This window comes from Arthrobacter sp. OV608 (assembly GCA_900110595.1).
GTDB lineage: Bacteria > Actinomycetota > Actinomycetes > Actinomycetales > Micrococcaceae > Arthrobacter.
The window spans coordinates 19,976-37,892 of sequence record FOEZ01000001.1; the positions used below are offsets into that span (position 1 = coordinate 19,976).

Annotated in this window: 19 protein-coding genes; 6 read left to right on the top strand and 13 right to left on the bottom strand. The window is 65.3% G+C overall.

Features of this window, described 5'->3' with window-relative positions:
• Positions 1-24 precede the first annotated feature (24 nt).
• The 8 genes from BMX78_RS00115 to BMX78_RS00150 form a co-directional block, all read right to left on the bottom strand.
• Complete coding sequence (locus tag BMX78_RS00115; RefSeq protein ID WP_286138730.1) at positions 25-1,008, bottom strand: WXG100 family type VII secretion target; 984 nt, start codon at positions 1,006-1,008, stop codon at positions 25-27.
• Between the two features lie 125 nt (positions 1,009-1,133).
• A complete protein-coding gene (locus tag BMX78_RS00120; protein ID WP_091414989.1) occupies positions 1,134-1,352 on the bottom strand; it encodes an NF038396 family protein in 219 nt (72 codons plus the stop codon).
• Between the two features lie 2 nt (positions 1,353-1,354).
• On the bottom strand, positions 1,355-1,939 hold the full coding sequence (locus tag BMX78_RS00125) for a dihydrofolate reductase (RefSeq protein ID WP_091414992.1): 585 nt from the start codon (positions 1,937-1,939) through the stop codon (positions 1,355-1,357).
• The gene (locus BMX78_RS00130; RefSeq protein ID WP_091414994.1) at positions 1,936-2,739 is read right to left on the bottom strand and encodes a thymidylate synthase; all 804 of its coding nucleotides are present in this window, start codon (positions 2,737-2,739) and stop codon (positions 1,936-1,938) included. Before BMX78_RS00130 ends, BMX78_RS00125 begins: the two co-directional genes overlap by 4 nt.
• A 30-nt stretch (positions 2,740-2,769) precedes the next feature.
• On the bottom strand, positions 2,770-3,738 hold the full coding sequence (locus tag BMX78_RS00135) for an NUDIX hydrolase (RefSeq protein WP_091414996.1): 969 nt from the start codon (positions 3,736-3,738) through the stop codon (positions 2,770-2,772).
• Positions 3,739-3,748: 10 nt separating this feature from the next.
• Positions 3,749-5,998, bottom strand: a complete 2,250-nt coding sequence (locus tag BMX78_RS00140) for an RNA degradosome polyphosphate kinase (protein WP_091414999.1) — start codon at positions 5,996-5,998, stop codon at positions 3,749-3,751.
• A gap of 130 nt (positions 5,999-6,128) precedes the next feature.
• Positions 6,129-7,097: a mycothiol synthase gene (mshD, locus tag BMX78_RS00145; RefSeq protein WP_091415001.1), complete on the bottom strand. Its 969-nt coding sequence runs from the start codon at positions 7,095-7,097 to the stop codon at positions 6,129-6,131.
• A gap of 50 nt (positions 7,098-7,147) precedes the next feature.
• The gene (locus BMX78_RS00150) at positions 7,148-7,846 is read right to left on the bottom strand and encodes a winged helix-turn-helix transcriptional regulator (protein ID WP_091415003.1); all 699 of its coding nucleotides are present in this window, start codon (positions 7,844-7,846) and stop codon (positions 7,148-7,150) included.
• Between the two features lie 339 nt (positions 7,847-8,185).
• On the opposite strand from BMX78_RS00150, the gene BMX78_RS00155 reads away from it, so the two are divergent.
• From BMX78_RS00155 to BMX78_RS00180, 6 genes are all read left to right on the top strand, one after another.
• Positions 8,186-8,953: a permease gene (locus tag BMX78_RS00155; protein ID WP_091415006.1), complete on the top strand. Its 768-nt coding sequence runs from the start codon at positions 8,186-8,188 to the stop codon at positions 8,951-8,953.
• 168 nt (positions 8,954-9,121) lie between these two features.
• On the top strand, positions 9,122-9,730 hold the full coding sequence (locus BMX78_RS00160) for a nitrobindin family protein (protein ID WP_050054283.1): 609 nt from the start codon (positions 9,122-9,124) through the stop codon (positions 9,728-9,730).
• A gap of 30 nt (positions 9,731-9,760) precedes the next feature.
• Positions 9,761-10,501 (top strand): flavodoxin family protein, encoded by a 741-nt coding sequence (locus BMX78_RS00165; protein ID WP_091415009.1) that lies wholly within the window; start codon positions 9,761-9,763, stop codon positions 10,499-10,501.
• Between the two features lie 134 nt (positions 10,502-10,635).
• Entirely contained in the window at positions 10,636-11,718 is a 1,083-nt protein-coding gene (gene ygfZ / locus BMX78_RS00170) for a CAF17-like 4Fe-4S cluster assembly/insertion protein YgfZ (RefSeq protein WP_170850642.1), read from the top strand.
• On the top strand, positions 11,718-12,173 hold the full coding sequence (locus tag BMX78_RS00175; RefSeq protein ID WP_170850643.1) for an ankyrin repeat domain-containing protein: 456 nt from the start codon (positions 11,718-11,720) through the stop codon (positions 12,171-12,173). Before ygfZ ends, BMX78_RS00175 begins: the two co-directional genes overlap by 1 nt.
• A 48-nt stretch (positions 12,174-12,221) precedes the next feature.
• A complete protein-coding gene (locus tag BMX78_RS00180) occupies positions 12,222-13,736 on the top strand; it encodes a DHA2 family efflux MFS transporter permease subunit (protein ID WP_091415016.1) in 1,515 nt (504 codons plus the stop codon).
• Here BMX78_RS00180 and BMX78_RS00185 read toward each other — a convergent pair.
• The 5 genes from BMX78_RS00185 to BMX78_RS00205 form a co-directional block, all read right to left on the bottom strand.
• Positions 13,698-14,414, bottom strand: coding sequence for a GNAT family N-acetyltransferase (locus BMX78_RS00185; RefSeq protein WP_091415019.1), 717 nt, complete (start codon positions 14,412-14,414; stop codon positions 13,698-13,700). The genes BMX78_RS00180 and BMX78_RS00185 overlap by 39 nt on opposite strands.
• Before the next feature lie 63 nt (positions 14,415-14,477).
• Positions 14,478-15,503 carry an ATP-dependent 6-phosphofructokinase gene (locus BMX78_RS00190; protein ID WP_091415021.1) on the bottom strand — a complete coding sequence of 342 codons (1,026 nt, stop codon included), beginning with the start codon at positions 15,501-15,503 and terminating at the stop codon, positions 14,478-14,480.
• A gap of 181 nt (positions 15,504-15,684) precedes the next feature.
• A complete protein-coding gene (locus BMX78_RS00195; protein ID WP_091415023.1) occupies positions 15,685-15,942 on the bottom strand; it encodes a PspC domain-containing protein in 258 nt (85 codons plus the stop codon).
• Between the two features lie 3 nt (positions 15,943-15,945).
• Positions 15,946-16,245, bottom strand: a complete 300-nt coding sequence (locus tag BMX78_RS00200) for a hypothetical protein (RefSeq protein WP_170850644.1) — start codon at positions 16,243-16,245, stop codon at positions 15,946-15,948.
• Position 16,246: 1 nt separating this feature from the next.
• A complete protein-coding gene (locus BMX78_RS00205) occupies positions 16,247-17,866 on the bottom strand; it encodes a PspC domain-containing protein (protein WP_091415025.1) in 1,620 nt (539 codons plus the stop codon).
• Positions 17,867-17,917: the final 51 nt, after the last annotated feature.

Below are 17,917 nucleotides of genomic sequence, written 5' to 3' on the forward strand. Positions count from 1 at the left end.
GTCCATCCTATGAGTCCCCATTTTCTAGAAGCCGAAGAAGTCCTTGACACCGTCGCCGACTGCTCCTACCAAATCTTCAGTCGTGTCGCCCACCCAATCGAAGGCGTCGTCGATCGCGTCCTTGGCCCCTGGGACCATCTCGACGGCGGCCCATGCGCCGCCCACAACCATGCACGTCACCCCAACAGGTGGGGGGAAGAAAGAGCCGACGCCGAGAGCGGTTTTCAGGCCGGACTTAAGGGCGTCACCTGTCTCTCCGGCGCGAATCGCGTTGACAGTGTCGAGTCCATCCAAGCCAACGCTTATCCCTCCGAGGACATGTCCCGCGGAGTTGAGCCCGAACTTCGCCCAAGGGCCGATCTCCGCTGCTCCCGTACCCCGGGCCATGTCGGCGAAGTCACCGAATTTTCCGCTCAGAAGGTCAGAAGTACCTGAGAACGCGCCCCGCAAAGGATCGGCGCGCGCCGAAGCTTCCCATAGGTCCTTATTGAAAAAGCGTTTCCATGCTGCCAAGTCCTGGCCCGCTCCGAACAAGGCTTCGATTTCGTGGCCATGCCGGGCATTAAATTGCGAAATGTCACGAAGACCCAGAGGAACACCCTTCAGCCCAAGGACTCCGTTGTAGGCGTCCCAGCCGTTCCGGAAGGGTGAGTCACCGTTGGAAAGCCACTCTGGACCCACGGGAACGAAGGGCGAGGACGGAGTTCCAGCCTCGACACCAGGACGGGAACCGCCGGAACCCGTGCCGGCGTTACTCGCCTTCTCCTGCTGATCAGCGTTGACGAGTAGCTTCTTCGACTCCTGCTGCAGCGCGAAGGCAGCCTGCTGGAGCATCGCCCGGTGGCTGCCGTTCCATTCGGAGCGGAACGCAAGAGCGTCCTGGCCCTTCCATGATGTCGTGCTGTTGATGTGGCTTGTCAGCTGCGTGGACTGCTGCAGCAGCTGATCGGCCGTCTTGCCGAACTGCTGCGCCAGCGTCCGCAACCCGGCAACGTCCGCGCCCCACAAATTTCCTGCCACCAGGCAATCCCCCCGATATTCGACCAGCGTCTTTCAAGCCGGAACCCAGCCCAGCCTATTAGCAACATGCTGCAGCCGCGATGGGGTGTCCTCCCCATACGCAGCACCGCGTGCTAGCCGCGCTTCGACTCCTCCAGCACGGCTGCCTTGCGCGCCCGCAGCGCGAAGAAGGCCCCGAAGGCGAACACCTGCGTCACCACCACCAGCACGATGGCCCCGGCGATCTTGTTGCCGCCCAGGATCATGGTGAATCCTACGATGGCGGACAGCAGCGCCAACAGGGGGAGCAGCATGTAGCCCAGCACAAAGAGAGTTTCGGGTTTCTTTAACATTCCTAGCCCTCAGTCCGTGACCATTTGGTAAACCGGTAGCGTGTGCCGTTGGCGGCCGTCAGCCAGCCGTCCGGGGGAACCGAGGCGGAAGCCTCCCACCCGGTGCCAAGCTCGGGGGCGAACGTGTCCCCGTCGGCTTCGACGTCGATGGTGGTGACCACCGCGACGTTCGCCAGCTCCGTGGACTGGCGGAAAATCTCGCCGCCGCCCAGGATCCAGACGGTTTCGCCGCCGTCCACAAACTGGGACTCAAGCAACGCGTCATCAAGTGAAGGAACCACGACGGCGCCCTCCGCCTCAGGCGTGTCGGCCCAGCTTTTTTGCCGGGTAATCACGATGTTGGTGCGGCCGGGCAGGGGGCGGAACTTGTCCGGGAAGGAAAGCCACGTCTTGCGGCCCATCACCACCGGGTGGCCCATGGTGAGCTGGTTGAAGTGCTTCAGGTCCTCGGGCAGGTGCCAGGGCATGTCGCCGTCCTTGCCGATGACCCCGTCGGGTGTCTGCGCCCACACGAGGCCCACACCGGTGACCGAGGCGGCCAGCTCTTCCGTAAAGGACTGCGGATCGGTGGAGTTCTCCGTGCTCATACGGCGATCGGAGCCTTGATCGTGGGGTGGTGCTGGTAGCCCACCACTTCGAAGTCCTCAAGGGTGTAATCGAAGATCGACGCCGGCTTCCGCGTGATCTTGAGCTGCGGGTACTCGTAAGGCTCCCGTTCCAGCTGCTTGAGGACCTGGTCCATGTGGTTCTCGTAGATGTGGACGTCGCCGCCGGTCCAGACGAATTCGCCGGGCTCCAGCCCCACCTGCTGGGCCACCATGCGGGTGAGCAGTGCGTATGAGGCGATGTTGAACGGCACGCCCAGGAACATGTCCGCGGAGCGCTGGTACAGCTGGCAGGACAGTTTGCCGTCTGCCACGTAGAACTGGAAGAACGCGTGGCACGGCGGCAGCGCCATGTCGTGGAGTTCGGAGACGTTCCATGCGGACACTATGTGCCGCCGGGAGTCCGGGTTGGATTTCAGGTTCTCCACCAGTTCGGCGATCTGGTCAATGTGGCCGCCATCGGGTGTGGGCCAGCTGCGCCACTGCACACCATAGACAGGGCCGAGATCGCCGTCGGCGTCTGCCCATTCATTCCAGATGGTGACCCCCTGGTCCTGCATCCACTTGATGTTGGTTTCGCCGCGCAGGAACCACAAAAGCTCCACCGCCACGGATTTGAAGTGGACCCGCTTGGTGGTGATCAGCGGGAAGCTTTTCGAGAGGTCAAAACGCATTTGGCGCCCGAAAACGCTGGTTGTTCCGGTCCCGGTACGGTCCGATTTGTGCGTGCCGGAAGCCAGGACTTCGCGCAGGAGGTCTTCATAAGGCGTTGGGATGCTCACGCCACAAGTCTACTGGGCCAGAGGCGGGGCTCAGTCGTCGAAGGGCCTGAACTGCTCGACGGCGACAATCCGGTTTTTCCCGCCCGGGGCCACGTGGCACACCACCAGCTCCCCGGGGGACAGGTATGGTTCGTTGGCCGGCAGGAGCGAGGCCAGTTGCTGCGGCATGTGTTGGGCCAGCTGCCCGAACACGGTGGGCAGCGCCGGACGGTGGGTGCAGACAACCACTGGCCGCTGCTTATCAAACAGGCCCTCGACCACGGCAGCGGTTTTCTTCGGGTTCCGCTGATGCCGGTGTTCGGTCAGGGCTTCCGAGAGCTTCACTTTGGGACTGGCCACCTTCGCGTAGGGGGCGATGGTTGCCACACAGCGGAGCCACGGACTCGTGACCACCCGAGGCGGCTTCCACGCCTGGAGCAGCCGGCCCACTGCCTGCGCCTGGCGGGTTCCAGTGGCGGCCAGCGGGCGCTCACCTTCGGCCTTGGACCAGGACGAGCGGGGTTTCGCCTTGGCGTGGCGGAGCACCAGGAGCGGCCAGGTGTTCAGCTCGCCGCGCCCATGGGCGTCCTGCAAGTATTCGAGCGGTGCGACGTCGGAGGGGTTGGACAGCAGCCGGGCGGCCTTTTCGGGGGCACACCACATCACGCTGTCCACCTCCTTGCCGTCGGGCACCAGCTTGTCCCCGTTGACCCTGACAGCCCAGTAGTAGACCACCTTCAGGCCGGACGCCACGTGGTAATGGATCGGGGGCAGCGGTATGCCCAGTGACGCGGACAGGCCAATCTCTTCCCACACCTCACGGATGGCGCACTCAGGGATGGTCTCGCCGTCGTCTATCTTGCCCTTGGGCCAGGACCAGTCGTCATAGCGCGGGCGGTGGATGAGGAGGACCTCAAGCTGGTCTTTATTCAACCGCCAGGGCAGCGCACCGGCAGCCGTGACGGCTACGGGTTCGCCTGGGTGGTCTGTCTGGTCTGCTACGAGTGCGTCGCTCGACAAAACCGCGCCCTTACCGTCGGCTCAGGCTGCGTTGCCGTGGCCGCGATGCCAGCAGGAAGGACTGGACGTCCTCAAGGGGCCTGCCATCGTCGCCCAGATGGTGGCGCGTCCACCTTCCTTCGTTGTCCAGGTGCCAGCTGGCGGTTTCGGGCGCCATGTAGCGCTTCATCAGGTCCAGGACATACTGGATGTCATCCGCGCTGGCCAGCTGGACCAGCGCCTCTACCCGGCGGTCCAGGTTGCGGTGCATCATGTCCGCTGAGCCGATATATACCACCGGATCCCCGCCGTTCGCGAAGGCAAACACGCGGGAGTGCTCCAGGAACCTGCCCAGGATGGAGCGGACGGTGATGTTGTCGCTGAGCCCCGGCACGCCCGGGCGCAGCGAGCAGATGCCGCGCACCACAACATCCACCTTCACCCCGGCCTGCGACGCCCGGTAGAGCGAGTCGATAATTGCCTCGTCCACCATGGAGTTGACCTTGATCTGGACCCGGCCCGGCAGCCCGGCGCGGGCGTTGCGGATCTCGGTCTCGATCCTGTCGATCAGCCCGGAGCGCACCGAACGCGGGGCGACCAGAAGGCGTTTGAACGTTGACTTGGGCGCATAACCGGAGAGCTGGTTAAACAGTTTGGACAGGTCCTCGCCCACCTGGTCATTGGCCGTGAGAAGACCGAGGTCCTCGTAGTAGCGGGCCGTCCGCGGGTGGTAGTTGCCGGTGCCGATGTGGCAGTAGCGGCGCAGACCATCCACTTCCTGGCGCACCACCAGCGAGAGCTTGCAGTGCGTTTTCAGGCCTACTATGCCGTACACCACGTGCACGCCTGCCTGCTCCAGCTTGCGGGCCCAGGAGATGTTCGCCTGCTCGTCAAACCGGGCCTTGATCTCAACCAGCGCGAGGACCTGCTTGCCGGCCTCGGCCGCATCAATCAGGGCGTCAACGATGGGGGAATCGCCGGAGGTCCGGTACAGGGTCTGCTTGATGGCCTGCACCTTGGGATCCGCTGCCGCCTGCTCCAGGAACGCCTGCACGGAGGTGGAAAACGAGTCGTAGGGGTGGTGAAGCAGGATGTCGCGGCGGCGCATGGCCGCGAAAACGTTGGCCGCCTTGGACGTCTCGGACTCGTTGAGGTACCGGGACGTGTGCGGGACATGCTTAGGGTAGTGCAGGTCCGCGCGGTCGATGCCGGCAATGACGGACAGGCCGCGAAGGTCCAGCGGTGCGGGGACCGAGTAAACCTCGGACTCTTCAACGCCCAGTTCGCGGATCAGCAGCGCCCGGATGTTGGGGTTGATGTCGTTGGTGACCTCAAGGCGGACAGGAGGGCCGAAACGCCGGCGCAGGAGCTCCTTTTCCAGTGCCTGCAGGAGGTTCTCGGCATCGTCCTCTTCGACCTCCACGTCCTCGTTCCGGGTCACCCGGAAGGTGTGGTGTTCCAGGACCTCCATCCCGGCAAACAGTTTGTCCAGGTGGACGGCGATGACTTCTTCAAGCGCGATGAAGCGGGCCACCCGGCCAGCTACGGCCCCGGCCCGCGGGCCGTCAATGGAGATCAACCGCGGCAGCTGGTCCGGGACCTTCACGCGGGCGAAGAGCTCTTTGTCGCTGACAGGGTTCCGGACCACCACGGCCAGGTTCAGTGAGAGCCCGGAAATGTAGGGGAACGGGTGCGCCGGGTCCACGGCCAGGGGCGTGAGGATGGGGAACACTTTTTCGGCGAACATCTGGCTGAGCTGCTGCTTGGCGGCATCGTCGAGTTCATCCCAGTGCATGAGGTGGATGTGCTCATAGGCCAGGGCCGGGCGGATCTGCTCTGCGAAGACCTGGGCGTGGCGCTGCTGGAGCCGGTGTGCTTCCTCACCGATCTTTTCCAGCACCTCCACCGGGCTCAGGCCGGCGGGGGAGGGGACGGCCAGTCCCGTGGCGATCCGCCGTTTCAGTCCCGCCACCCGGACCATAAAGAACTCGTCCAGGTTGGACGCGAAGATGGAGAGGAAGCTGACGCGTTCCAGCAAGTGCAGTGTAGGGTCCTCGGCCAGCTCCAGGACGCGGGAGTTGAAGCTGAGCCAGCTCAGTTCACGGTCCAGGAAACGGTCCGGCCGGATATCCCCGTCGGGCTCCAGGTTGGGCGCAAAGTCGGGGATGTCTATCCGGTCCTGCGTGGCCCGCGCCGCAGGAACCTCCGAAGAGCCGAAGCGCGCGCGCACCGGGACTGGAGTCTCTTGGGACGTGGCTGCTCCGGAAGGTTCCGGGTTCATGGCATCTCCTTTACCTGGCGCTTGATGCTGCCGTTTCCGGCCGGCGCGGTTCTGTTTCAACCTTACAAGCATTCAAGGCGGGAAGGCCCTTGATTTGGCGTCCCAAGACCCCCTGGGTCAGGCGATTGGACTAACCGGCCGCCGGGCCGTACATCACGTCCATGTCCCACCGGGAAAAGCCCAGCCGCCGGTACAGGGCAACCGCCGGCGCGTTATCGGCGTCGACGTACAGCATGACGGCGTGCAGCCCCAAGGACTGCAGGTGGTTGATGCCTGCCACGGTGAGGGCCTTGCCCAAACCTGTTCCCTGGGCTTCCGGGGTCACGCCCACCACGTAGATCTCGCCCACTGCGGGGTGGGCGCCGTGCCGGGGATGGACCTTGGTCCAGTGGTAACCCAACAGCCGGCCGTCCCGGCCAACTGCCAGGAGGAAGCCCGCCGGGTCGAACCAGGATTCGGCCATACGGGCATCAAGGTCCGCCCGGGTAAGGCTGCCCTGCTCCGGGTGGTGCGCGAAGGCTGCGCGGTTGGCCGCCAGCCAGGCCTCCTCATCCTGCCCTGGCACAAACGCGCGGATGCGCACCCCGTCCGGGAGGACGACGTCGGGAAGGTCCGCCGCCGTCGTCGTCATCCGCATTTTCCACAGTTCACGCACGGGCACGTAGCCGTAGCGGGCGGCAAGATCAGCGGCCGCTTCGTGGTTGCCGTGGGACCAGGCCTTCAACCCGGCGAACCCCCGCCGGTCCCGCAGCACGCCTACCAGGCGGTCCGCAACGCCCTGGTTGCGGTAACTGGGATGCACCGCGATCTCCACCACCCCGGTACCATCGGGCTCTTCCACCACAGCGGCGAACCCGGCCAGGTCCTGGCCGGAGGAGGGATCCGAGTCTTCATCCGGTGCGTACAGGGCCAGGGTCAGCACGTTGTGTTCGGTAGAATCCCCGGCGCGCATGCTGATCAGGGTCTGTTCGGAGATGGACGGGTTGCCGTCCGACTCTTCCGCCGCTGCCAGGAGGTTGCGGCAGTCTCTGAGCAACTGTTGGTCAACCCCGCCTTGGACTGCATGGACGGGCCACTTCTCAGGGTGTGCTGGAGTCATGAAGCAAGGCTATACGTCGAAGGCTGCAGGCGGACTGCGGTGACGCCGGTTCAGGCTTCGGTCAGCTCGTCTTCCTGCTGCCGCACCAGGGTGAGCCGGTAGCCGACGTTGCGGACAGTGCTGATGAGGTTTTCGTGGTCGGCGCCCAGCTTGGCCCGCAGGCGCCGGACATGCACGTCCACCGTGCGGGTGCCGCCGTAGTAGTCATAGCCCCACACCTCGGTGAGGAGCTGCTGGCGCGTGAACACCCGGCCCGGGTGCTGTGCCAGGTACTTCAGGAGCTCGAACTCCTTGAATGTCAGGTTCAGCGGCGCGCCGTTCACCCGTGCGGTGTAACTCGCTTCGTCGATGATGACGCCTGCAGCCCGGATCTCGGACGGTGCGTCCTCCTGGTCCGGGACGGCCCGGGCGACGGAGAGCCTGATACGGGCCTCTACCTCGGCGGGGCCGGCTGACTCAAGCACGATGTCATCAACGGCCCAGGCAGAGGAAACGGCGGCCATGCCGCCTTCAGTCAGGATCAGCACCAGCGGTGCACTGAGGCCGGTGGCCTTCAGGAGCTGGGTGAGGGACCGGGCGCCCACAAGGTCCTTGCGGGCATCGAGCAGTACGATGTCGCAGGGATCGGTCTCCAGCAGTGCTGTGGGCTCGGCGGGGAGGATGTGCACCCTGTGGTTCAGCAATTCCAAGGCAGGCAGGATGTCCACCGAAGAACCGGTGCTGTTCGTCAATAACAGGATGTGCGACATTGTTCCTCCAAGGGCCGTCCGCGCATCGTTGGGCGACTGAACCGGATTCTCACCGGCCGGTACTGGCTCCCCGCCCCGGTTTTGGGCCACTGCCATCCGCAATGATCCGGCTACCCCGGCAGGGAACTTAGCTGAGCCTTGAGTATACCCGGCGGGTCCCCCAGCGGCATGGATTGGCTTCGGACCACGGTACGTTTTGCGACATATCCCGTTCATATAAGGCAGGATTGGGGCAGGGCTGGATGCCCTGGCACTGAGGGCGGGCGCCGCCTTCCAACGTCAACGCAGGATGGGATGCAGCGCAGTGAGTGCACAGACTAAGCCCCGGCCGGGATCCGAATGACGGCGGAACTTCAGGCACCCGCGCGCTCCCTGGGTTCATGGACCATTGGCGTGGCGGGCCTTGCCGGACTGGCGGCCATCGTCGGTGGAGTCTATGCGTCCCGGGAGGCCCTTGTGGCCGTTGCGGTGGCCATCGCAGCCGGCGTCGGCATCGGCTGGCCCCACTTCCTCCGGATTCCCGCCAAAAAGACCCTTGCCGCCGTGATTGGCCTGGCCGGCGCCGGATCCGCTGTGGCCGCCGCCTACGCGCCCGCTCCCGGGTTCCTGGACTGGACCCCGCCCTTTATTGCGCTCGGAATCATGGCGGTGTTTGTAGTGCAGCTCATCCGCGGGACCGGCCAGGCGCAGCGGCTGGAGTCGACCCTCGGCTGTTCCGTGGGAGTGCTGCTGTCCTGCCTGGGCGCCGGATGGATCGCGGGCGCCAGGTTCAACGGCGTACGCGAGATGCTGCTCGTGGCGGCCATCAGCGCGGCGGTTGCCCTGCTGGCAGGGCTGATCCGCTGGCCGGACAGCATCGTGGCTCCCCTCGGTATCGTCCTGGCCGGACTTGCCGGGCCGCTTGCGGGGCTGGTTCTGTCCGACATCGCCGTGCTCCCGGCCGCGATTTTTGGTGTGGTAGTGGGTGCGGTGCTCGTGAGCTTCCGCCGCCTTGTTACCGTGCGGGGGGCGCCGCTAAATGTTCCTGCTGCCCTTAGCATGGGGCTGGCGCCTGTTTCTGCAGTAGGTTCCCTTGCCTACTTCATAGACAAACTACTCATCTACTAACGGTTAGGATGGCATCATGTCCGTACTTGCTTTTGAAATTTTCTTCCTTGTCCTGCTCGGCATCGCCAGCCTGTCCATGGCATGGTTTGCCGGCTTTGTGGTCTACCGCCTCTTCAAAGGCCAGAAGTAGACCCTTTCCGGAGCTAGCCGTTTTCCGAGGTAATTGCTGTGCCGATTGATATTCCCACAGACCTGACTCCAGAACTTGTCCCGCTTTCCTGGCTCATTGGTGAGTGGGAGGGCCGCGGCCGGCTGGGCAGCGGGGACGAGGACTCGGAGCACTTCCTGCAGCACGTGTCGTTCACGCACAACGGGCTGCCGTACCTGCAGTACCGCGCGGAGAGCTGGCTGACGGACGACGACGGCACGCGGCTGCGGCCGCTGACGGTCGAGACCGGCTTCTGGGCACTTGAGCGCAAACAGCTGGATGCCGACGGCGGCCCCGGCCTTATTCCGGCAGACATTGTGCCGGCGTTGAAAAGCGCAGACGAAGTGGAAGCCCTGCGCAACAGCGAAGGTGGCTTCGACATTTCCGTGTCCATCTCGCACCCCGGGGGCATCTCCGAGCTGTACTACGGGCAGATCAAGGGTCCGCAGATCCAGCTCACCACGGATATGGTGATGCGCGGAAGCCACTCCAAGGACTACAGTGCTGCCACGCGCATCTTCGGCCTGGTGGATGGAAACCTGCTCTGGCGCTGGGATGTGGCGGTGGGCGGCAAGGAAGGCAAAGGGCTTGAAGCCCATGCGTCTGCCTTCCTCAAAAAAGTATCCTGACCACCACAGGAACGAAGGAAGGGCGCGGCAATGGAGGATCCCGGAAACCTGCAGGCGCCGCGGCACGGGCGGGATTACAGCGACCTGAAAGCCGTTTTCTTCAACGGGACCCTCAAGAGATCACCGCAGACCTCCAACACTGACGGCCTGATCACCATCAGCCGCCTGATCATGGAAAAGCAGGGTGTCAGCACGCGGGTGATCCGCACCGTGGACCATGACATCGCCAGCGGCGTGTACCCGGACATGACCCAGTACGGCTGGCCGACGGACGAATGGCCGCAGCTGTATCCGGCGGTGCAGGAAGCGGACATCGTGGTGGTGGCCGGGCCCATTTGGCTCGGCGACAACTCCTCCCAGACCAAGAAGCTCATCGAACGCCTCTACGCCCACTCCGGTGAACTCAACAGCAAGGGCCAGTGGGCGTTCTACCCGAAGGCGGGCGGCTGCCTGATCACGGGCAACGAAGACGGCATCAAACACTGCGCCATGAATGTCCTGTACAGCCTGCAACACATTGGCTTCAGCATTCCGCCGCAGGCCGATGCCGGCTGGATCGGGCCTGTTGGTCCGGGCCCGAGCTACCTTGACGAGGGCTCTGGCGGTCCCGAAACCGACTTTACCAACCGGAACGCCACGTTTATGACCTGGAACCTCCTGCACCTGGCCCGGATCCTCAAGGACGCCGGCGGATACCCGGACTACGGCAACCTCCCCAAGGAATGGGCCGCCGGAACCCGCTTCGATTTTGAAAACCCGGAATACCGCTAGCCACTCCTGCCTGTGGTTGTGCGGCCGCAACCGGTCCGGTGGTTGAGCTTGTCGAAACCCCTGGATCTTGACACGCTCGATCACCGCCGCACCAACTCCGGAATACTCCCTGACTAAAGGACGTTGCCCCCAGTATGACTACTCCCAGCCCTCTGTTGTCGCGCCCCGGAGCCGTTGAGGCCGCCGGTGCGGACGCCGGCGTCGCGGCCCACTATGGCGAGCCGCTGCGCGAGCAGCGCGCCCTCGCAGCCGGAAGCGCCGTCGTCGACCTTTCCTCCCGCGGCGTGGTGACGGTCACCGGGCCGGACCGCCTGAGCTGGCTCAACACGCTGTCCTCCCAGCAGGTCACCGGCTTGCAGCCGGGAGAGTCCAGCGAGCTGCTCCTCCTGAGCGTGCAGGGCAGGATCGACTTCGACGCCCGGGTGATTGACGACGGCGGGACCACCTGGCTGATCGTGGAGGGCGCCGAAGCTGCCCCGCTGGCGGAGTTCCTGAACAGGATGAAGTTCATGCTGCGGGTGGAGATTGCCGACGTCTCGGCCGACTGGGCCGTTGTGGGGAGCACCAGGGCTGTTCCCGAGTGGTCGGACCGGCTTGCATGGTTGGACCCGTGGCCGCATGTATCCGCAGGCGGGTACTCCTACGCAACGGTTGCAGAGGAAAACCACCCCGGGCTCGAACGCCCGTGGTTTGAATACCTGATTCCTGCCGCCGGGCTGGAAGATGCTGTGGACGGGCGCGCCCTGGCCGGGGTCCTCGCCGCCGAAGCCCTACGCGTGGCGGCGTGGCGTCCCCGCATCGGTGCCGAAACGGACGACAAAACCATCCCGCACGAACTGGACCTCCTCCGGACCGCAGTCCACCTGGCCAAGGGCTGCTACAAGGGCCAGGAAACCATCGCACGCGTGCACAACCTGGGACACCCGCCGCGGCGCCTCGTGTTCCTCCAGCTCGACGGCTCACAGCACACGCTGCCCGAGGCCGGCAGCCCGGTGCTGGTAGGGGAGCGGAAGGTAGGGGCGGTGACCTCCGTGGCGCAGCATTACGAGATGGGCCCGGTTGCCCTGGCAGTCATAAAGCGTTCCGTAGCGGCGGATGAAATACTGACGGTCCTGGACGGGGACGAGCCATACACTGCCGCCCAGGAACTGATCGTTGCCCCCGACGCCGGCCAGGTGGTGGGGCGCCAGACCGGATTCCTCAAGGGGCCACGCTAATGACTGACAACGCCGCCGTACCGTCCAATAACACTCCGTCCCACACTGCACCGGCCAACTCTCCCGGGGCCAGCGGTGGTCCGGATGATGAAACGCTTGCCCTGGCGCATACGCTCTTCCAGGCGGCCCGGGAAGGGGACTCGGCTTTGCTGGGCGCGTATCTCGGCGCCGGTGCTCCCGCCACCTTGACCAATGCCGCCGGCGACTCCCTGCTGATGCTGGCCGCCTACCACGGCCACGCCGAGGCTGTGCAGCTGATCCTGAAACACGGCGCCGAGGCCAACGCAGCCAACGACCGGGGACAGACCCCGCTGGCCGGAGCCGCGTTCAAGGGCTACACCGATGTTGCCCGTGTCCTGCTGGACGCCGGCGCAGACCCGGACGCGGGATCACCGTCGGCCCGGGCCGCCGCCCAAATGTTCGCCCGTACGGAGATCCTGGATCTCCTGGGCTAGGATCACCGGGTCCCGCCCGGCCGCAACACCCTGACGAAAGATGCCCGAGTGGAAAACGTAGCAAAGCCCTGGCCGGCCCTGTGGTCCCTGGTGATCGGGTTCTTTATGATCCTGATCGACAGCACCATCGTGTCCGTGGCCAACCCGCGGATCATGGAAAGCCTGGACGCCGACATCAACGCGGTCATCTGGGTGACCAGCGCCTACCTGCTGGCCTACGCGGTCCCGCTGCTGATCACGGGCAGGCTCGGTGACCGGTTCGGTCCCAAGAAGCTCTATCTCCTGGGCCTTGTGGTGTTTACGCTGGCCTCGCTGTGGTGCGGACTGTCCGCCAATGTCGAGACCCTCATTGCGGCGCGGGTCCTGCAGGGCCTTGGGGCGGCAATCATGACTCCACAGACCATGGCCGTCATTACGCGGATCTTTCCGCCGGACCGGCGCGGGGCGGCAATGTCCATCTGGGGAGCAACCGCCGGCATGGCAACGCTTGTGGGGCCCATCCTGGGCGGCGTCCTGGTGGACGGCCTTGGCTGGGAATGGATCTTCTTTATCAACGTCCCGGTTGGCGTGGTGGGCTTTATCCTCGCCTGGCGCAACGTCCCCGCCCTCAGCACCCATCCGCACCGGTTCGATATCCCCGGTGTCCTGCTCAGCGCCGTCGGACTCTTCCTGCTGGTTTTTGGCATCCAGGAAGGCGAGACATACAACTGGGGCACCATCACAGGGCCTGTCAGCGTATGGGGCCTGATCATCGCGGGTATCGCCGTCCTGGTCCTGTTTGTCCTCTGGCAGCGCTTCAATAAGGGTGAACCGCTGTTGCCGCTGGCCCTGTTCCGGGACCGGAACTTTTCCCTCGCCAACCTTGGAATCACCCTCGTGGGCTTTACGGTGACTGCCTTCACCCTGCCGCTGATTTTCTATTACCAACTGGTCCGTGGCCTCACGCCCACCCAGTCAGCCCTCCTGATGGTGCCCATGGCGCTGATCTCCGGTGGCCTGGCGCCCGTGGTGGGGAAGATCGTGGACCGGGTCAACCCGAAGTATCTTGCCGCTGGCGGTTTGACCCTGATGGCTGTGTCGCTGGTCTGGAACTCGGTCCTGATGCAGCCGGACACACCCATTTGGATGTTCCTGCTGCCCAGCGCCGTCCTGGGACTTGCCAACGCGGGCATTTGGGCGCCGCTGAGCACCACCGCCACCCGCAACCTGCCGCCGCGCCAGGCCGGTGCCGGTTCGGGGGTCTACAACACCACCCGCCAGTTCGGGGCGGTCCTGGGCAGCGCTGCCATCGCCGTGCTGATCCAGTCCCGGCTGGCTGCCGAGCTTCCCTCGGGCGGACCGGGCGGAGCTGCCGGCGAGGGCATGGCTTTTTCCGGAAGCCTGCCGGAGGCCCTCCACAGCGGATTCGCGACGGCGATGGGCCAGTCCATCCTGCTGCCCGCCGCAGTGATCCTGGTCGGGGCGGCAGTGGCACTGTTCTTTGCCAAGCCGCAGCCGGTTCAGGGCTGGGGCAACGCCACCCCGTCAGCCAAGGTGGACGCTGGTCTGGATTCCGCCGGCTGACAGGCCGAGCTTCCGGGCCAGCGCCAGGGATCCGGTGTTGCTGACGTCGGTGCGCCACTGCAGCGTAAGCCCTGCCGCCAGGGCTTCATGGGCGGCAATGGACGCGGCGAGCGAGCCCAGGCCGCGGCGCCGCCACTCCGGGTCCACCAGGACCCCGAGGTGCGCCAGCAGGCCCACCCACTCGGAGTAGGCGCCGCACGCCAGGGGCACGCGGCGGCCTTCCACCTCATGGACGATGGTGTAACGGTTCTCGAGGTCCGAAAGGCCCACCTCGTTCACATCGTCCGGCGGGCAGCGGCCCTCCAGCTCAATGGCTTCCGGATTGCCGTGCGAGACGGTCATTTCTTCCGAGGGCTGCTTGAGCGGCAAGTCATCCGCGAAAAACAGCGCCGCCGCTCCCAATCCGTGGCCGCCATGGGAGCGGGTGAGCGTCAGCAACGTGACGTGCTGGGCCATCTCCTCATCCGGGATGCCTGCGGCGGCGTCAATGATCCACTGCGGACCAACCAGCGCCGAACTGCCAAAGAGCCGAACGAACTGGACGGTCCGGGCTGATTCGTCGGCGCGGACAATCCGCTCGCCGGAGGCCAGGGCAGAACTGAAGGCGTCATCGTCCAGTCCCAGGCGCCGTGCCCACGCAAGCTGGATGATGGCGGCGGAACCGGGGTCAAGTGTCATAACCCCACCCTAGGGCGGTCACGCGGCGCCGCTGGGCAGGACACCTCAGCTGAACGGGACACCTCAGCCGAAGAGGACAGCGGCTTCGTCGTAGCGCTTCTGCGGAACGGTCTTGAGCTGGCCCAGGGCCTCCTGGAAGCCAACGTGCTCGATGTCCGTGCCTTTCAGCGCCACCATGGTGCCCCAGTAGCCTTCCACCACGGAGTCGATGGCGGCCATGCCCAGCCGGGTGGCGAGGACACGGTCAAAGGCTGACGGCACGCCGCCGCGCTGGATGTGGCCCAGGATGGTGGCGCGGGTTTCGATGCCGGTACGGGCTTCGAGCTCAGGCGCGAGCTGGTCCGCGATGCCACCCAGCCGGGGCCGGCCGAAGGTATCCAGCCCGCGCTCGGAGTGCGGGGTTTCCATGTGCTCGGGCACGAAGCCTTCGGCCACCACTACCAGTGGTGCGCGGCCACGGGCGTGGGCTTCATTCACCCACTCCGTGATCTGCTCGATGCTGACCTTCTGCTCCGGGATGAGGATGGCGTGGGCGCCGGCTGCCATGCCGGCGTGAAGGGCAATCCAGCCCACATGCCGGCCCATCACTTCGGCAATCATGCAGCGGTGGTGGGATTCGCCCGTGGTCCGCAGCCGGTCGATGGCTTCGGTGGCGATCTGTACAGCAGTGTCGAAGCCGAAGGTGTAGTCGGTGGCGTCGAGGTCGTTGTCCACTGTCTTGGGTACGCCCACGATCTTCAGTCCTGCGTCAGTCAGGCGCTTGGCTGCGGCCAGGGTTCCCTCACCGCCGATAGCAATGATTGCGTCTATGCCGAGGCGGTCCATGTGCTCTTTGATGACCTCGGGCCCGCCGCCGTTTTCAAAGGGATTGGTGCGGGAAGTGCCCAAAATGGTGCCGCCCTGCTTGGCGATGCCGCGGACCATGGTGCGGGGGATATCGATGATGTCGCCCTCCACCACGCCGCGCCAGCCGTCAAGGAAACCCACGAATTCGTGACCGTGGATGGCGATGCCTTTGAGGACGGCTCCGCGGATCACGGCGTTCAGTCCGGGGCAGTCGCCCCCGCTGGTAAGAATTCCAATTTTCATGTCTCTGGCTCAAATCCTGGGGAGAAGGTGTACAGGCAGAGCGCCACGCTGAGCTCACATAGAGTCTAGTGGGGGGTGTGGGGTACGACACAAACCGGTTACATCGCCCAGCCCCGCGAAGTCCCCGGGCACAGCAAAAGGCTCCCGCTCCAAGAGAGGAGCGGGAGCCTTTGCTGTGTCGCTATGGACGGTTGATGGACCGCCGCTCAAGGAAGGTCTGGAGCGGGATGACGTTGCGCTGGTCCGGCAGGACCACCCAGGCCAGGAGGTAGAAGATGACGGCGGGTCCGGGGAGCAGGCAGAAGACCAGGAAGGCGATCCGGACGAAGGCCACGTCCACGTTGAGCTTGGCCGCGACTCCTCCCAGTACCCCTCCGAGCCAGCGTTCGGGTCCGCGTTTCAGGCCAAGGCCCCTGACGATGCTGAAAAACTTGTCCATGGTTCAAGACTTCCGTGTTGAGGAGCTGTTGTCACGTTTCCGGGCGGAGAGGAGGCCGCCCACCACCAGGGCCGCGCCGGCGCCTATCATCAGGCCGATCAGGACGTAGGTCCAGTTCAGGGTAACGATGCCGAGCTGGGCGATGATGATCAGGGCGGCGAGGGCCAGGACGATCAGGCCCCACACCACGGTGCCCACTCTCGCCCCTGCTGCGGGGGCACCAGAGGCGCCTGCCGCCGTCGTGCTTCCCGGGACATAGGGATCCGGAACATACGGGTCCGGGGCCGGATTGTTGGTGCTCATCTCAGTTGCCTTCCTCGATGGTGATGTTGCTGAAGGCGCCGTCGATCTCGATGATCAGGTGGCTGCCAGGCTGGTCGCTGTTGTAGCTGCTTTCCCTGGTGGTGACACCGCCACGGTTGCCGCCGCTTTCATGGATGTTCCCCATGGCCATGTCCGCCTTGATGTCCACGGGCATTTTGTCGGGGATGACGATCGTCACGTTGCTTGCCGCGATGTCGAGCGGAACCACGACGTCGGACGACAGCGGGGCGTTGCCGTCCAGCTGGGTAAGGTCAACAGTGCCGCGGCTGCCCGCCACGTCAAGGCCGTTGCGGGCATCTTCGATGCTCGCCGGGCTCCAGTTCAGCTGCTGGAACCGCATCCGGTCGCCGTTGTTGCCCACCACGTTGAAGATGCCGCCGACGATGAGCGCTGCCACCGCGAAGAACGAGAGGATACCGGACGTCCTGCCGCGCAGGCCCATCATGAGGATCCCGAGGCCGAGGACTGCTGCCGCGCTGGCCCACGCGATGGCATTGGCGGAATCGCCCAGGTTGATGATGTGGGTGACATCCAGCGCCTTGAGTCCGGCACCTACCAGCAGGGCGCTGCCGGCAACGATCGCGACGGCGGGAGCACCGGGACCAGCGGGACGCACCTTGGGTGCAGGCGGCGGGCCCTGGGGCGGCCTCGTGTTGTCCCAGCCGCTGCCGCCGGAACCGCTGCCACCGTAAGCACCGCTTCCATACGCGCTGCCGTTATAGCCGCTGCCGGACGGGGTGCCGGTGGAAGTGCCGGAGGAACTGCCGCCGTAGGGGCTGCCGGTGAAGGGACCGGTGCCTGCGACGTCGGAGTAGGGAGGAGTTGTTGCGGTGGGGAAACCCGCCGCGTACGCAGTGGCGCCTGCCGCTGCTGCGCCGGCCGGGACGCCGGCTGCTGCCTTGTTCCGCCGGACCAGGTAGTAGATCAGGTAGATGGCGCCGCCTACCCAGAAGATGGTCCAGAGGAAGGCGCCGAAGCCGTGGTTGCTCCAGCCCCAGAAGCCGCCGCCGAGCCCGCTGAAGCCGAGGATGGTGGCGATCAGGGAACCGGTCATGCCGCTGGTCCAGCGCCCTGCACCCGCTTCCTGGACGTGGATCCGGCCGTCAGGCTCAGGCAGGAATGCCCACGCCAGGCCGTAGAGGAGAACGCCGATTCCGGCGAAGAGGGTCAGGACGATGAAGACGCCGCGGATGATCAGCGGGTCAATGCCCATGCGATGGGCAACGCCGCTGGAGACGCCGCCGATCCAGCGGTCCTGGCCGCGGCTGATGCCGTGGCCGCGGACCCAGCCGAAGAAGTCTCCCTGCTGGCCCGGCATTCCGGCATATGCGTAGCTCCCGGAGTTCGGGGCGGAATACGATCCGGCCGAGGGGCCGGCGTAGGGGCCGCTTGAGGTTTCCTGGCTGGATCCGCTGCTGGGCCCGCGGCCGGATTCGCTGGCCGATTCCCGTGTGGATTCGCTGGCCGATTCCTGTGCCGGCTCCTGGTCCTGCGGGGAAGAGGAAGCCGCTGGCAGTGGCTCTGTTGGGTGTGTGTTGTCCCGTTCGGGGAGGGGCTCCGTGGGGTGGCCGTCATCAGGGGTGGGGGTTTGCGAGTTCATACCTCGATCCTTCCGTCCGCGGCGCTTCCGCTCTACTGGGGGACACCCTGA

Excerpts from the sequence above, each read along its gene's own strand:
- BMX78_RS00155 (WP_091415006.1), top strand. The coding sequence starts at position 8,186 with ATGACGGCGGAACTTCAGGCACCCGCGCGCTCCCTGGGTTCATGGACC.
- BMX78_RS00125 (WP_091414992.1), bottom strand. The coding sequence starts at position 1,939 with ATGAGCACGGAGAACTCCACCGATCCGCAGTCCTTTACGGAAGAGCTG.
- BMX78_RS00195 (WP_091415023.1), bottom strand. The coding sequence starts at position 15,942 with ATGGACAAGTTTTTCAGCATCGTCAGGGGCCTTGGCCTGAAACGCGGA.
- mshD (WP_091415001.1), bottom strand. The coding sequence starts at position 7,097 with ATGACTCCAGCACACCCTGAGAAGTGGCCCGTCCATGCAGTCCAAGGC.
- BMX78_RS00200 (WP_170850644.1), bottom strand. The coding sequence starts at position 16,245 with ATGAGCACCAACAATCCGGCCCCGGACCCGTATGTTCCGGATCCCTAT.
- ygfZ (WP_170850642.1), top strand. The coding sequence starts at position 10,636 with ATGACTACTCCCAGCCCTCTGTTGTCGCGCCCCGGAGCCGTTGAGGCC.
- BMX78_RS00120 (WP_091414989.1), bottom strand. The coding sequence starts at position 1,352 with ATGTTAAAGAAACCCGAAACTCTCTTTGTGCTGGGCTACATGCTGCTC.
- BMX78_RS00175 (WP_170850643.1), top strand. The coding sequence starts at position 11,718 with ATGACTGACAACGCCGCCGTACCGTCCAATAACACTCCGTCCCACACT.
- BMX78_RS00185 (WP_091415019.1), bottom strand. The coding sequence starts at position 14,414 with ATGACACTTGACCCCGGTTCCGCCGCCATCATCCAGCTTGCGTGGGCA.
- BMX78_RS00190 (WP_091415021.1), bottom strand. The coding sequence starts at position 15,503 with ATGAAAATTGGAATTCTTACCAGCGGGGGCGACTGCCCCGGACTGAAC.
- BMX78_RS00140 (WP_091414999.1), bottom strand. The coding sequence starts at position 5,998 with ATGAACCCGGAACCTTCCGGAGCAGCCACGTCCCAAGAGACTCCAGTC.
- BMX78_RS00165 (WP_091415009.1), top strand. The coding sequence starts at position 9,761 with ATGGAGGATCCCGGAAACCTGCAGGCGCCGCGGCACGGGCGGGATTAC.
- BMX78_RS00150 (WP_091415003.1), bottom strand. The coding sequence starts at position 7,846 with ATGTCGCACATCCTGTTATTGACGAACAGCACCGGTTCTTCGGTGGAC.
- BMX78_RS00205 (WP_091415025.1), bottom strand. The coding sequence starts at position 17,866 with ATGAACTCGCAAACCCCCACCCCTGATGACGGCCACCCCACGGAGCCC.